The following is a 15,337-nucleotide window of genomic DNA, read 5'->3' on the forward strand; positions in this document are numbered from 1 at the left end:
TATGATAAAGGCGATAATAAGCCGATTTTCCGATCATTGGTTTAAACACTCTCCTTAAATGCATTCAACAATCATCACATCTTAGTGATTGTTAGCTTGTAATTCATACATTACAAAACTATACAATAGATAAGTCGTTGAACTTTCAGTAACGAATGGGTGACTATGAAAATAAGACTCGCGGCCATAGCGAAAGATGAAGGCGCTTATCTTCCGGAGTGGGTCTACTGGCATCTTCAACAAGGCTTCGATGACATTTACATCTGTATCAATAATAGTAGCGACAATTCTGAAGTGATTGCTCAGAGGATGGCAAAAGAGTGCGCTGTCACTGTTCAATCAATAGAGGATGAGCGCCAGTATGGCTTTAATGATGACTTAATCACCCCTCGGTTTTTAAAGAACAACCCTCTTCAATCAAAACTGTATGCTGACATATACGCCCAATCCCATCGTGATGGATACTCTCACATTTTGTTTCTCGATATTGATGAGTTCCTATGTACTCAGGGGCAAAGCATCCAAAACTTAGTTGCTGATAGTATTCAAGACGACGTCATATTGTTTAACTGGTTTAATATAAGTGGTGAAAAGGTCCCATTTTCCTGTATCGGCTCTCACTTAAAAGGGGAAAAGAGTCCATTTACTAAATATCTCCTAAAAACAGGTTTAACAGATATCCAGTTCGTTTCAACTCACAATGTCTATACGAACAGCTCGTCGAAAGCACTCTTTGGCAGGCATAAAACCAACGACAATACCAATTACTTAAAAGACTCAGGCTGGAGTGACAAAGCTTTTATTCTTCACCGTCACCTTCGTTCCCAACCAGAGTATTTGTCGCTTTTAAGCCGGGGGGACACCTGGGACAACTCCCTCATTGGGTTGAAAAACAATCGCCATGGATGGTCTGAGATTGGAAAGCACTCAGTATCGATAGAAAAGTTGGATCTAGATGTCTATAAACGCAACTTTGAAAAGTTCCTGTACGATTGCGATATACATGGCCAAGTCAAGGATGCTCAGGATTATGTCCTGAATAGAGCAAAAGCAACAAGAGAAGTCGTGAATCGAGTACAAAATCTCAATCGAGATTTAGATCGAGTTCTCGCAGGCACGGATTTGCAACACATTGATAGAGGGCTGAAATACACCGTTAAGCGTTGGTTTTATCAATTTATGGTAAGAAAAAACATCAATAATTATTAGAACTTTTAAAGACAGCAACCCTGTGCAGAGTGCTGCTAGTCATACGCAAGAGCGGCTTTGACGAACAGTAGAGAACCGACCCCTTTTGATAACAAAGGAATTGTTTATAGTGCGTGGTTATGAAAAGTAAATTACCCTTTTTTTCTGTCATTATTTCAACATGTAACCGCCCAGAGCTACTTCAGCGCTGTTTGGAAAGAATTGCCTCTCAAAAGTTTGATAACTATGAAGTTATTATCATTAACAATGGCTCTAAATCTCATTTCAACGCGGAATACAAACAGGTTGAAAGAAATTTCGATACAAGGTTTAAGTTCTATGATTTAAACAATGAGCTATCTGCTGGCTTTGGTCCCGCTCACTCTAGGAATTTAGGGATTGACACTGCGTGTGGAGAATACATAGCATTTTGTGACGATGATGATGAGTGGATTGACAGCAATTATCTGTCTGATGTTGTTGACTACTTGGAAAGACACACGACCGATTTAATCATTTCAAATCAATTTGGGATAAGCGACAACCCCGAAGAGTGCAGCCAGCCAAAAGTTTGGTTTAAGGGTTTTGAAAATTATTTAGAGAAATCACCAGAAAAGATAAAGCGACTCTCTAACCTGGATTATTTCTCCGATGTTGGTTCCTTTCCTCATTTGAATACCTCTATTTATAAAGCTTCATTTATCAGAGACTTAGATGGGTTTAATCGGTCTTTGTGGTATGAAGAAGATTTAGACTTGTTTCTGAGAGCATTACAGAGAGAACCGTCCATTGCTTTCAATGCAAATTTTGTTTCCAACCACTACATCCCAAACAAAGACAAAATGGATAACATCACCAGTAGTATTGATACATTAAAAAAATACAAGCTGCGGTTAATTTATTTACAAAATCTAATTAATGAGTTCGGCGTTAAAGAATCGAACAACTTTGTTAAATCACTCGCCAGTGATACTTTTAAACATCTTACTATGTACACTTTGTCAAAAAAGGATTACCGAACTGCAAAGATGTATGCATTTAATGCGCACTGCATCAAGCCAAAGTTTAAGTGGTTCAGCTTTTTCATTTATATTTATTTTTTAAATTTAATAAAGGCAAAAAATGACTAGCTTAAAAAATTCATTAGAAGTTGTATTGAAACGTCCAGATGTACTCATTCCTCAAAGGCACTTATTGCTAATCAGCCATATGAGAGCAAACACCAGCCTTATAGGTCATCTATTAGGAGACCATGAAGATATCAATGGCTATTATGAAATGCATATCGGCTACTTTAGTTGGAAAAGCCTGATAAGACAAAAAATTGAATTCTATAACTCTCACCCAAATCAAGCATCTAGCCAGTATTTGTTTGATAAAATACTTCACAGTGAGCACTATATCTCACCAGAAGTGTTAGCTAGAGACAATGTCATTCCTCTGTTTTCCATACGTAATCCGGTGGATACCATTCCCAGCATCATAAACCTGTATCGTAAGGTTAATCAGAATCATGAATTTTTTACCGTTTCAGGTGCCATTCTTTATTATGAAAAACGCCTGGATACATTGCTCGAACTGGCTCGGGAGATGGCCCATGAGTACTTCTATATCGATGCTGAAGCCATAAAAACCAGAACAAAAGAGACTCTTGACTACATAACACGGGAACTGAATTTATCCAGCCCTTTGCAGCCTACGTATAAATCGAATGTAAAAACTGGGCAAGGGGATTCTGGCGATCATTCCGATAACCTTAAAAAAGGATTCATAAGTAAAGAAAGCTCGAATTACTCTGATTTCAACTGGCCTGATGGAGAGAAAGAAAGATTACTCAAAAAATACGATGAAGTTCGTGCGAAAATGATAGAGCTTTCAAAATCGGCATGTCTGAAATGACAACGAATCAACACATTTCAATATCACACGCACTCGCACATGGCGTCCGCTCGCTTATTAAAACAATTAGGCCAGAAAAACGATGCAGAATCTGATACTCACAATCATTGTTCCATTTTATAACGTAGAAAAATATCTAGGTCAGTGTATGGAGAGTCTTATTGCACTTGATTGTGTTGGCCAGTATGAAGTTTTAATGGTTGATGATTGTGGACAGGATTCTAGCTTATTAGTGGCGGAGCGATACATTGAGAAATACCCTGATATTTTCAAGCTCATTCAGCATGACGCCAACAAAGGGATATCGGCAGCGAGAAATAGCGGCCTGACCCAAACAGAAAGCCCATACGTTATGTTTGTTGATTCTGATGACTGGCTGTCAGAAGGGGCAATTAAACCGTTATTAAATACACTCGCTAATAGCTCCCCTGACTTCCTGTTCTTTGATTTTACAAGAGAGTGGCAAAGCCGTCGTGAAGACATGCCATTTTTGAAAGATATGGATGAGCCTAAACCAATAAGTAATGAACTGTATTTTTCCTTTCTACAAAAGGTACCCGTGACTCCATGGGGAAAGGTGCTAAAAACGGATACCGCCAAGAAGTTTTGTTTCACTGAGGGTATTATTTTTGAAGATGTGGCGATCATCCCTTTGATGATTCTGAAAAGTAAATCAAAGCTCTACTACCCTGGTATCCGATACCACTACCGTCAGCGAGAAGGCTCCATTATGGCCGAGCGACGTGGAGAGATTGAAAGTTTATTTAAAGCATACAGCATCTTGTTGTCTAATCTCGATGAGGTTAGTGATCATAATATTCGCCAAGATTTATTGTTCATTTTACTTAGAGATTGGCTGATTAATGTGCGTGTTGCTTATAGAGAGAAAAAATATAAAAAATCCATGAGCTTATTGGATGAAGGCATTTTGTTTTTTAACATAAGCAATCGCCATTGGATAAAAAGCGATCACTTAATTAGACATTTATCATCAACATCATTTTGGTCAAAGTTAAAAATCAAGCTCATACTTTCTTTAATAAAGAAAAAACCATTTAAGTTGTTTTTTCTAATGCACATAAACTACCTCTCGATCAATTGGAAAAACACAAAGACTTTAATAAACATACAGTCTATCACCAGTTCAGGATCGTAAAAGCATCATAGGTATAAGCTTGTTCATACCCAGAAATATATCAAAGCTTGGATTTATCTACCATAAACCAGTCGGTAGTTGCCTAAAACAGAACGAATCTTACCCAGCCAATACCCCCAAATGACAGATTTTTTGCCCACAAAAAAAATCACCATTAAAACACTTGCTGCATAATACACTCCCCCTAGAACTACATTTGTCGCGAGTCCAAGTATTGTGTTTTCTTCACTCATATAGCCATATGATAGTCCACTATACATAACAAAAGCCGCTACCGAGGGCACTGTGATCACGATGAATATTGCTCTCAACGAAAAGCCTAAGGTGATTTTTACAAATGCTATGGTAACCAGAAACATAACGACCGCAACTGAGACTCTAACATAAGCAAACTGAGTTAAATCACCAACCATATTTACGTAGTTTGCCAAAGAAAACGCGATGGCAAGAAAAAACAAAGCTAATATATCCAGCGAGATACTTATTTTTGTTTTTCCCAAGTAGTCATAAATATTATGTGATAGTGATTGTAGCGGGTATCCCATCATCATCATCGATAACGGCCCTAATATCGGAATTAACGCCTCCCATTGATCCCCAAGAACGACCAGAGTAAATTGCTCTGATACAATGAAGGTCCCGACAATTGAAGGAATGATGAGCAGATAAGTCAAAGCTAAGAACTTGTAAGTATTTAAGTAAAGAAGGTCTTTATCATTTTTTAAGTGTGAAAGCGCTGGAAATAAACCCCAAGTGGCAGGGCTGATGATTTCACTGAAAGGGAGGGTTGAAAAATCCTGAGCTATTTTATATTGACCTACTTGGTGCGAGTTAAACATATTGCTAACTAAAAATATATCCAACCTGTTTTTAGAATACCCCAGGACACTTCTTGTCAGTAGCCAAGTTGAGTTCTTAAGCATCGCTTTGTTAAACCGCCAATCGAAACGCGGAGAATACTTATAAATGATGTAAGACCCTACTAGGCTGATAAATGCCCCCACAAATGACCCTATGACCAACGCCCAATATGTTGGATTGAAATAAGCGATAGTCAGAGTGGTCACAGCAGTTATCACTTTAACTACAATACCTAGTTTCACCATAGGTTTATAGTTAACGTCTTTCTCCAGCCTAACCAGACCGATATTACCAAACGCTCCGAAAAAACCTGATATAGAGATAAGAATAATAATTAGTTGTAGGTCGGACTCATTGACAAACGAAGCAATCACACCTGAAGATGCGATTAATATCATCGTAATTACAAACCTAATAAGTATTCGTAAAGTCCAGGCTGTATTTAAGTCTTTATCTGATAAGTCAGTATGGGCAATCAAATAGCGTTTTACGCCAACGGCAGATAAAGTTTCAAAAAAACCAATATAAATTGTCGCTGTAGCAACGATACCGAAAGCTTCAGGTGGGAGCAGCCTAACTAAGATAAGGGAGCTAACAATACCGATGAAACGCAATCCCCATCGGCCAATAAGGTTCCAGATATAGGCATAGGTAAGCTTTTTTGTAATATCCAATTTGGCTCCTTTTTAAGTTACTTGTAGCAACTTATAGTTATTATTGACTACTAGCGACATTGCGCTTTTGGTGTAGGAGGCGTAAATAATGTTATCTAATAGGAATCTACATGCCTTGCCTGTTATAACCGGACCCACCGAACATTAAAATCTTGTCTTCATGATGATCTTTAAAAACAATAGAGCTTGGTAAGAAACTGGAGCTGCAAGAGATAGTGCCAAACCACTCCAGGTACTCTAATACTGAACGCTTAAAGCGATCTAACTCATTGGCTGTCGTTACATAGGGGGTTCCCCCTACTTTCACACTGGGAGAATGAAATGAGAGCAAGAACTCTTTCTGACCAATGCTCATTAGACTCTCCGTCATCTGCTTCATATGGTCATAGGTAAAGCCTTCTGGTGAAAGCCTATATTTTTTGACTCTTAAAACCTTTGATAGCAAACCCGATATTTTATTTCTCTGAATAAAATCAAGACTTGAGGGGTTAAGATTGAAATGGTTTTCGATAGTACGATTGAATGAGACGACTGAGCAGGTGTGAGGAATGTAAGTTAAAGCGTCCTTACTGTGAATCTTGTTGGTATAATTCACAAAGTTTGGCCCTTCAACATGTGAAAAGTTCGAATATGCAGAAATACTTAAATCTACTTTATACCCAAGAGATTTAAGTATTTCCGCACTGTTCTCACCTGTGCCATACCTTCCAGCAAGGTAAGTGATAGGCCTTGTGCCCGTCTCCTTTTCTATTTCTTCAGTTAGCGTTTTGAGTTTACTAAACTCAACATTCTTGGGTAGGTTCCCGGGAAAAGAGTGGCGGTTTATCACTTCATCATTGTCATCTTCATAAGGTGGGTTTACCCAAGGGTGGAGGTGTGTAGCAAACTCGATGTTCTCTCCCTCTTGAGCTTTAAAGTGCTTTACGACCTTTTTACCATCGCTGCTCATGATAAAAGGGTAATCCATTGCTAATGTTACTTTTCCTCCGCACTGGAGTATTTCGTCAACAAATTCAATAAGCTCATCACCATGTGAAACCTCGGTATTAGACCGATAAAAACCATCATCCCAATTAAATTCCTCTTCAGCATGTATCACAATACTCAGTTTTGGATTGCTCATTGAATAGCCCCTTTATAAATACTCATAAAGTTATCTAACGCATTTTTGATTTTGTCATAGCATTTTTTTATGGTTTCGACGTCACTTTCGTATGGGTCATCTATTTCACTCAGACACGGGTATGTATTATCCAAAAGGTCTGCTGCACAAAACGCATGGTTAACCCTATAACCAGACTCAATAGCATCGCGATTTTTGTCATCAAAGTAGATGACAATATCCGTTTCTTTAATATCCATCTGTGTCAAACACTTAGAGGAATGGTTAGTGAGATCACACTGCAATAGAGAGGCTGCCGATATTGCAATATCTGGGCTCTGTCTTGACTCCTTTGGATGAAACCCGAATGAATCAATATCTAATGAGACATTACTGCGTTTCATTTGGTCTGAGAAATAATGTTCCGCAAAAGGGCTTCTGATGATATTCCCATAGCAAATGAAAATTATCTTTCTACTTTGATTTTCGGAGAATACTTTCCTGAGCTTATTCCTCATTAACCATCTGCGGTAGTGGGTGAGATAGGTTCTTTCTTTGAACACGGACCCCATGATATTTTTTGAAATTTCCCCGACCTCGGCAACAAAAGGCTTTGGGTCATCAAAACGTAGGGTATCAATACTCTCTTTCGGAGAGAGAAAACGCATCACTCCAGCAAGCCGTTTCGCCATATGCATGACCGCTTTCTGACGACCGACTTCTTTTGAGATCTTCTCACTTTCTCGTTTTATTTCGTACAGATCGGCAGTTAACGCTCGCGCCGTGACATGCGAGATGGATGTATTTACCGTTTTTGACTCAGCACTTTCGAGCAAAAAGTCCGTATAAATTTTAGGAAAGTCGATGCCTGCGTATTCCGCTAATGGAAGCCCACCCCAAACACGCGCGTTAACTTCAACTAAAATCCATCGATTACTTTGCAAGTTTCTTCGAAACTCAAACATGGCAAGACCAGTGAGGTTTGTTTCTCGGCAAATCTTCTCTGTTGCTTGTAGCTGATCCGGGTCTAATTCAGAACTTCCCCTGTAAGAGCTGCCTCCTCCGGCATCTGGCTCTGCTAATCTGCGATAGGAAAACGCGGTTTTTACTTCCCCTTTCCATGCAAAAACGGATAGCCCTTCCCCACTCCCTTTAAAATAGCTCTCTACCAGATAGCGTTCGCTGGCTGAATTGAACTGCTTAAAATCGAGAAAATCACGTTGTGATTTCACAATAACGACTTTGTTTCTCTTATCTAAAGATGTCATCTCAAAAGACTGGAGAGGCTTAACAACGAATCGGTCGCCATACTTTTCTGTGAGTTGGCGATAATCCGTTTCGGTCAGGTCGATAAGTTCGCCACCCGCAACCGGAACATCACACTTGATTGCGATTTCTTTCGTTTTCCACTTGTCAAACAGAGCATCCAACGCCTCTTGATTCGCGATGGCCAACTTTGTTGTGGTAGGCAACTCTTTCCTTACCTGCCAAAGCGGGTATATCGCTCTTTCATCACATGGGAATACGATGTCATATTTGTATCTTTCAATTAAGCATAAGACGTTAACTATCCACTCATCATTACAATAAGCTTGGTAGTTGTAATAGTAAGCCGCTGATATGTATTTGCTTTTCAAGGAAGGGCTTGTTCGATCGTAACAAACAACGTGAACCGTGTAGCCAGCCCTACCGAGTGACCGAACCACTGAAAGAAAGCTTCGCGTATCCTCTCCCAATACAAGTGCAGAGCGTGATTCGCTTCCTTGATTTTTTAGCGTAACTCCCAAATCGGACATCCTCTGAATTTCCCTTTCAGCTTCTGTTATTAGTGCCTCTCCCCTTGCAGACCGGAGAAGAGGCTTATGCCCTCAACCATGTACCCATTTTTAGACTGAATCGCTCATTCGGTGTGAAGGCTTTATCTTCCTTAATACGCTGTATATAAAAGCGTATTCTTCTATCCATTGTTTAGCGACCATGATGATAACTAGCATAGTAGGAACAAACACTAACGCACCTACCGATGCCAACACCATAAGATTTATGACGTCAGGATATTGGAGGTGATCCCGAATCAGGGTAAGCGTATTGACCATGACTATCGCCGGTATCATTGGTAAAAGAATGACGAATACCACTCTAAGTATAGAAAGGTTTATCAGTAACTTATAAGAGACACACAACATCAAAATAAAAACTGTGACAAGAGAAACGCGATACTCGGTATAAGCGAGAATATCGAAGCTGCTCTGCCCGGAAAACCAAGTAATGATACCCACTATAGCGGCAATCATAATGGTATCGAGAACGATCAAATACTTAACTTTTGATAGGTTCGTTAATACAGATTGCAAAGAGATGTTCAAAGGCATAGACAACATGAGTATCGCAAGCAATCCAATAACAGGTGAAGCCTCTACCCATTTATCCCCTAAGACAACGGTTGTAAACAGCTCACTTAAGGCATAGATACCGAAAACAGAAGGGACAACTAACAGGTAAGAAATCGCCAGATATCTTAAAATACTGTTATGAAGTTCCGTTTTGTCATCACGCACTTGGGTGAGCCCTGAGTACATTGAATTCGTAGCAGGTGCGATTAGTTCGGTAAAAGGTAACCACGCAAATTCCTGACTCACCCGATAGATACCGACATCACTACTCGTTAGATACCGACCAAGCAAAACAGCATCAATCCTTGAACGAACGTAACCTGTTGTCATAGATAATAGATGCCATTTTGAGAATGACCACTGTTCACTCCATAAACTCATTGACCATCGAGGTCGATAGGGATGCATTCGGTATGACCCTGCCACAGTCATCACTTCACTTACAATTAGACCAATCACTAATGCCCAATAGTTTTGCAGGTAAAACGCAAAGAAAAGTGTAATCGGTACTATCGCGATCTTAACTGTAACAGACAGCTGAGTGAGTGGCTTATAATTGAGCTCTCTTTCATAGATGACGAGCCCAACGTTTTTCAGCGAGCTGATCACTGGAATAAGGCACGACATCAGTAAAACATCTGATAGTGCTGGCTCATTCATGTAAATCGCGAGTTGATGGGCAAACACAGCCACAATAAAGCTACAAGCGACTTTGAGTACGATGTTTAACGACCACGCACTATTCAACATTTCATCAGTGCAGACTTTGGCTTTTATTAAATACTTATTTGTTCCTGCATCTGAAATCATCACAAAGAACGCCAGTACAATACTTGCTAACGCCACAATTCCAAAGTCATCCGGTTCGAGAATTCTTACTAAGCACAGTGTGCTTATCAGGCCAATACTTCTGTTTAACCATTTTGCTAACAGGTTCCAAAGATAACCAACAGCGATCTTTTTGTTCAAGTCAGCCAGCATATTGATAAACTCCTAGCTCTAGGATCGACTCGTAGATTTTCGAACCCACTCACCATAACTATCTCCCGCTTGGCTTACCCCGCGAAGCACACTCTTTTTCTTATTCATAACCCATAATTTGGCGCTTCTAAATACGTCTTCCATCATAAGAAGAGAGCTTGAGTGTTCGTACTGATTCACAGATAGCTTTCCCTTTGTATTAGAAAAGGTTTCCTTATATCGGGCCGTGCCACCCATGAAATCATAAGATGCAACGCCTTCTTCTAGGGCCTTATTAATGAGTAAATAGTGCGATACTAATCCAGGTTTATACTGTGAACTTGTTCGTTGATAGTTTATGGCGCAAAGGTAGAAGTAGACGTGATTATCATGCTTAAAGTTGTACATGATGGATAAAGTCTCGGTACCCGCTTTAATGTGGTAGACTTCCACTGCTCCAGTCTCAATTCCTCTCTCAATCAAAAGTTCATGAAAAGCAACGAAGTCCTCATTTGAAAATCCGCTTTTGACATGCTCAGCACTCCAACGTGCTAAATGGAGAGGTTTTGCGATTTTTAGCATCTCTTTCGCTTTTTCCGCTGAACTCGCTTTTTCGAGGGTTATTTCACCTAGATCGCTATACTTCCTCATACTTCGCAAGATTTGGTAGCGAGAGTTACGTGATAAAAATTGAAGTACAGATTGGTTTTTCTCTCTCAAATCATCCAAATTTAAGGCGTAATTCTTTGTTTCCCAAACCGTTCTTTTCTTTAAGCCAAGGTGCTCAATGTAACCGAATTTTTTTTCGTCACTCGCACCAATGACAATGGCATCGGGCTTATTCACGCCATAAACGAGGCACTCAACCATAGCCACTCGGATAAGATCTTCCTCTCCTGCATCCATCAGAAAATCATTGTATTCAATCCAAATCTGATCATGCACCGGGTTACCTGTCCGATGAAGATAGTACTTTCCTTTAAACGGGATGAAGAAGAGATGAGTCGGTTGTTTGACTAAGATACCTAAGCCCACGGTTTTGCTGTTTTGTCTCGCTTCAATAACCGAAAACTCACCAACAAAGCAGTCTAACCAGGTGCCTATCCATAACCAGGAGAGAAAAAAACTTGGCTTGGAGCGCTGCTCTAAATCGCACCACGCTTGCTTAAGCCAAGACTTATCTGGGTTGTAGTATATTTCGCATTGAATACTGTCACGCTGTCGTTTTTTCAAAGTTTATCCTTAAAAATTGGGGAGGACTTCATCACCATTTTTTATGGCATCCCTGGCCACTCACACAACACGCACAAAATGGGTTTACCGCTACGTCGCTCAATGCATCTTTCTAAGTATGGCTTGCTAATAGACGATTTGCTTAAAAATTAACTTAAATTTATACATTTAACTAATAGTGTCTATTCTAAATATGTCTACAAAAAAATTTTAACGCAGAGAAGTGTTATGTCATACGAAACGGAAATCACCCCTAAGAAACTCGCTTTGGCAGGGCTGACAATTTCAGCGCTCCTTTTCTCCCACACGGGCTTTGCAAACAAATACATTAGCAGTGCGGAAGATTATCTCAGTAAAAATGAGACAAACGCGGCAATGATTGAATTAAAAAATGCCATCCAAAAATCCCCCGAAGACGCTCTTCCCCGCTATATGCTGGGTAAAATTTACCTTGAACAGGGCAACTTCACTAACGCTGAGAAAGAACTCTCTAGAGCACTGAAATATGGCTACAATGCTAAGGAAGCCTTACCACTTCTTGCTCGTGCTTTGCTCAATCAAAATAAGCTTGATGACATATTCTTACTCGTTGAAGATTTTTCTGATACTGGTACAACACCAGACTTACTTGCCATTACTGCGATGGCCGAAATTAAACGAAATAACTTGGATGAGGCCAAAACTCTGTTGAAAAAAGCAGGGACTGACACTGTTTATGGCAAACTTGCTCAAGCCACTTATTTATCAACAACGAAACAGTTGGAATCTGCATCTGACTATGTAGATTCACTATTGAAATCAGAGACTTCTAACAGTGATGTATGGATGCTTAAAGGGCATTTAGACATCGCTCAAAACAAGTTTGATGAGGCTTATGACAGTTACGCAACTGCCTATAAACTTTCTCCTAATGCTCGCCAATACATCTTTTTTATGGCTCAAGCGTTAGTCAGTGGGCAAAAACTTGAAGAAGCTAAGCCTTTAGTTGATAACTTACTTACCACACACAGCCACAACATATACGTAAATGAGCTTAAAGCAATCATCGCTTTTGCTGATAAAGATTACTCCGTTGCTAAAACTCATGCTGATCGAGCGATTCATAGTGGTTCTGACAGTTTAAGGGTTTCAACAATCTCTGGGATTTCCGCCTTTTATCTCGGCCAGTTTGAACAAGCTCACAGAGTATTTACAAAAATCTATCCGGAGCTTCCAAAAGATCATGTGGTCCATCGCCTCTACATTATGAGCCAGATTGAATTAGGCTACGTTGATGAAGCGATTGAATTGTTAAATAACTATGATATTCAATCACCGGAAGAGAGCCGCTTTATATCACAGGCGAGTATTGAGCTTGCTAAAATAGGCAGAAATGAGACTGCTTTGAAGCTGGCTAAGAAAGCAGCCATCAATGATAGCAGCCAGATAGAGGCGACGTTAGGTTTAGTCAAACTCGCGAACAATGACCTCTCAGGTATTGAAGATTTGCACTCTGCAATCGAGGCCGACCCTTCCATGCTGGACGCAAAGCGTGGACTATCCAATTACTACCTATCGCGTAAGATGTTTGATGACGCAGACTCCGTTGCGGACAGATGGCTAGAAAAACAGCCAAATGATACAACGGCGTTAATGCTAAAAGGCGTTATCAATAAAGAAAAAGGTAAGATCGACCTAGCCCAAACATACTTTAATCAAGTAAGGGAAATTGATCCAAACAATGTCCAGTCCATCGTCGAACTTGCTGACATTGAGTCTTCCAATGGCAATACGCAAAAGTCCCTATCTCTACTGGTCGATGCGAAAAACCTTGCGCCAAATAATTACAAAGTTAACACGAAGTTTCTTGAGTACAGCAAACAGATAGGCCGCCTCCCTGAGGCCATGCGCACACTGGACGAACAAATCAAAGCAGATCCACTTAATAGTCACCTAAAAGTTCAAAAAGCCCATGCACTGGTGCTGAATGACGATAAAAAATCCGCCGTCAATGTGCTTGAATCTCTACCCCATGCCGATAAAGACGCCAACGTTTTGAAGTTTCTGGGTAACCTCTACTTTTCTTTAGGAAAAATACCAGAGGCGAAAAGAAATTATCAGCAATGGGTCGATACGGATATTTACAACCCAACTGCCTATATCCGTAGTATTCAACTATTGGGCTACAACAATGAGATTGATTCGGGTTTAAATCTTACCCAAAGAGCACAGAGTGTGTTCCCTAATGATGCACGATTTTCATTAATAAGGGCTGAATTGTTCTTCAAAAGCGGTGACCTGGAGAACGCTCAACGTACGCTCGATGCGATGCCTGAACATGTTCGAGGAACGGCTTACTCCTTAGAACTTCAGGGGGCTATCTATATTGCTAAGCAAGACTTCTCAACAGCTGTTGATGTCTACAAGAAAAGCTATGCTGCAATGCCAAACATCCAAAATGCACGCAAATTAGCATCGATTTACTCATTGAATGATCAAAATACAGAAGCGATTCGCTTTCTGAACAACGTAATCGAACAACATGGTGAAAAAGCAGAACCGCTAAAACTAAAATTGGCGGAACTGCAGATCAAATCACAGCCCGAGAAAGCGCTGGCGCAGTACGAGGCTATCCTTGCAAAAGACCCAAACAATGCTCTGGTACTTAACAACTTAGCCTGGCTTTATATGGATAAAGATCAGACAAACCAAGCTTGTAAGTATGCACAAAAAGCCTACGAGATAGCGAATCGAAGTTTTGAAATCGTTGACACTTATGGCTACTGTTTGCTTAAGTCTGGTGATACCGCCCGTGCTCTCGAACTTCTTGAGCTTGCCTATAACAGTAGACAGCAGAATGCAGAAATCGCATTACATTTTGCTGAAGCCTTACTCTCCAACCGCCAAATCACGCAAGCAACGAAGGTACTATCTTCGGTCGTTACGGAAGATCCGCACTTAGTTTCCCGTAAAAGCTTACTCAATGAACAAGTAAAACTTTTGGCGCAATAAAAAAGCGGTCGGCTGCTAAGTGCTTTACGCTCTAAGCAGCCGTTAATTACTCAACGTCAGTGAACGTAAATATTCCTATGGTAATAAAAGTAAACTTCCGTAATTTTTGTTTCTTGTTGCTAGCTCTATCAAGCACAAGTGTTATCTCTGCCGACTTGCCTGACACCATTGCAAAAGTAAAACCTTCTATCGTTGCTATTGGTATTTACAACCGACTCACCTCCCCAAGCTCAACACTCCTTGGCGCTGGTTTTGTTGTTGGGAATGGACAACTAGTCGCGACCAATGCTCATGTGATTTCTGTTCCCTTGAATAAAGAGAAAAAAGACAAATTAGTCGTTTTTGTCGTCAAGGAAGGCGGAGCGGAAGTTCGCAGCGTGACTGTGTTATCAGTAGATAAAGTCCACGATTTGGCGTTACTTAAAATTTCAGGCCAGCCTTTGACACCACTACATCTTTCAGAGCGACGAGTCAGAGAAGGTGAGCTATTTGCGTTTACTGGATTTCCTATCGGCGCAGCTTTGGGACTAAACCCAGTCACGCATCGAGGAATCATATCCAGCATAACGCCTATCGCAACCCCTGTAAAAACCACAAAGGAGCTTTCAAGCAAACAATTGAGATCTTTGAAAAACTCCTATGATATCTATCAGTTAGATGCAACAGCTTACCCAGGCAACAGCGGCAGTCCTGTTTATGATCCAGACACAGGAGAAGTCGTGGCTGTTATTAATAAAGTCTTGGTCAAGTCAACCAAAGAAAACATGCTTTCTGATCCAAGTGCGATCACCTATGCCATTCCCGTGAAATACCTGAAACGGCTCATTCGAAACCTAAATTAGCCCCCCTCCCCCCGTTTAAAGCCTAAATTTATTCTCTT

11 protein-coding genes are annotated in these 15,337 nt (G+C 40.4%); 6 read left to right on the top strand and 5 right to left on the bottom strand.

The window, feature by feature from the left end:
* Positions 1 to 165: 165 nt before the first annotated feature.
* The 4 genes from NP165_RS15085 (at position 166) to NP165_RS15100 (ending at position 4,243) form a co-directional block, all read left to right on the top strand.
* A complete protein-coding gene (locus NP165_RS15085; protein WP_257086584.1) occupies positions 166 to 1,209 on the top strand; it encodes a glycosyltransferase family 2 protein in 1,044 nt (347 codons plus the stop codon).
* Between the two features lie 119 nt (positions 1,210 to 1,328).
* Positions 1,329 to 2,318, top strand: a complete 990-nt coding sequence (locus tag NP165_RS15090; RefSeq protein ID WP_257086585.1) for a glycosyltransferase family 2 protein — start codon at positions 1,329 to 1,331, stop codon at positions 2,316 to 2,318.
* Entirely contained in the window at positions 2,311 to 3,087 is a 777-nt protein-coding gene (locus tag NP165_RS15095) for a hypothetical protein (protein ID WP_257086586.1), read from the top strand. Before NP165_RS15090 ends, NP165_RS15095 begins: the two co-directional genes overlap by 8 nt.
* Before the next feature lie 148 nt (positions 3,088 to 3,235).
* Positions 3,236 to 4,243 carry a glycosyltransferase family 2 protein gene (locus NP165_RS15100; RefSeq protein WP_257086587.1) on the top strand — a complete coding sequence of 336 codons (1,008 nt, stop codon included), beginning with the start codon at positions 3,236 to 3,238 and terminating at the stop codon, positions 4,241 to 4,243.
* 53 nt (positions 4,244 to 4,296) lie between these two features.
* Here the strand turns inward: NP165_RS15100 and NP165_RS15105 are convergent, their stop codons facing one another.
* The 5 genes from NP165_RS15105 to NP165_RS15125 all read right to left on the bottom strand — a co-directional run bounded on the left by NP165_RS15105 (position 4,297) and on the right by NP165_RS15125 (position 11,466).
* Complete coding sequence (locus NP165_RS15105) at positions 4,297 to 5,778, bottom strand: oligosaccharide flippase family protein (RefSeq protein ID WP_257086588.1); 1,482 nt, start codon at positions 5,776 to 5,778, stop codon at positions 4,297 to 4,299.
* Between the two features lie 106 nt (positions 5,779 to 5,884).
* The gene (locus NP165_RS15110) at positions 5,885 to 6,901 is read right to left on the bottom strand and encodes a polysaccharide deacetylase family protein (protein WP_257086589.1); all 1,017 of its coding nucleotides are present in this window, start codon (positions 6,899 to 6,901) and stop codon (positions 5,885 to 5,887) included.
* Positions 6,898 to 8,676 carry an arsenate reductase/protein-tyrosine-phosphatase family protein gene (locus NP165_RS15115; RefSeq protein WP_257086590.1) on the bottom strand — a complete coding sequence of 593 codons (1,779 nt, stop codon included), beginning with the start codon at positions 8,674 to 8,676 and terminating at the stop codon, positions 6,898 to 6,900. The genes NP165_RS15110 and NP165_RS15115 overlap by 4 nt, the downstream gene beginning before the upstream one ends.
* Positions 8,677 to 8,766: 90 nt before the next feature.
* A complete protein-coding gene (locus NP165_RS15120) occupies positions 8,767 to 10,254 on the bottom strand; it encodes an oligosaccharide flippase family protein (protein WP_257086591.1) in 1,488 nt (495 codons plus the stop codon).
* 18 nt (positions 10,255 to 10,272) lie between these two features.
* Positions 10,273 to 11,466 carry a GNAT family N-acetyltransferase gene (locus NP165_RS15125; protein ID WP_257086592.1) on the bottom strand — a complete coding sequence of 398 codons (1,194 nt, stop codon included), beginning with the start codon at positions 11,464 to 11,466 and terminating at the stop codon, positions 10,273 to 10,275.
* Positions 11,467 to 11,694: 228 nt separating this feature from the next.
* On the opposite strand from NP165_RS15125, the gene prsT reads away from it, so the two are divergent.
* The gene (prsT, locus tag NP165_RS15130) at positions 11,695 to 14,457 is read left to right on the top strand and encodes an XrtA/PEP-CTERM system TPR-repeat protein PrsT (protein ID WP_257086593.1); all 2,763 of its coding nucleotides are present in this window, start codon (positions 11,695 to 11,697) and stop codon (positions 14,455 to 14,457) included.
* 59 nt (positions 14,458 to 14,516) lie between these two features.
* Positions 14,517 to 15,299 carry a S1 family peptidase gene (locus NP165_RS15135; RefSeq protein ID WP_257086594.1) on the top strand — a complete coding sequence of 261 codons (783 nt, stop codon included), beginning with the start codon at positions 14,517 to 14,519 and terminating at the stop codon, positions 15,297 to 15,299.
* The last annotated feature ends 38 nt before the right edge of the window (positions 15,300 to 15,337 follow it).

Origin of the sequence: Vibrio japonicus (genome assembly GCF_024582835.1) — a bacterium.
Lineage (GTDB): Bacteria > Pseudomonadota > Gammaproteobacteria > Enterobacterales > Vibrionaceae > Vibrio > Vibrio japonicus.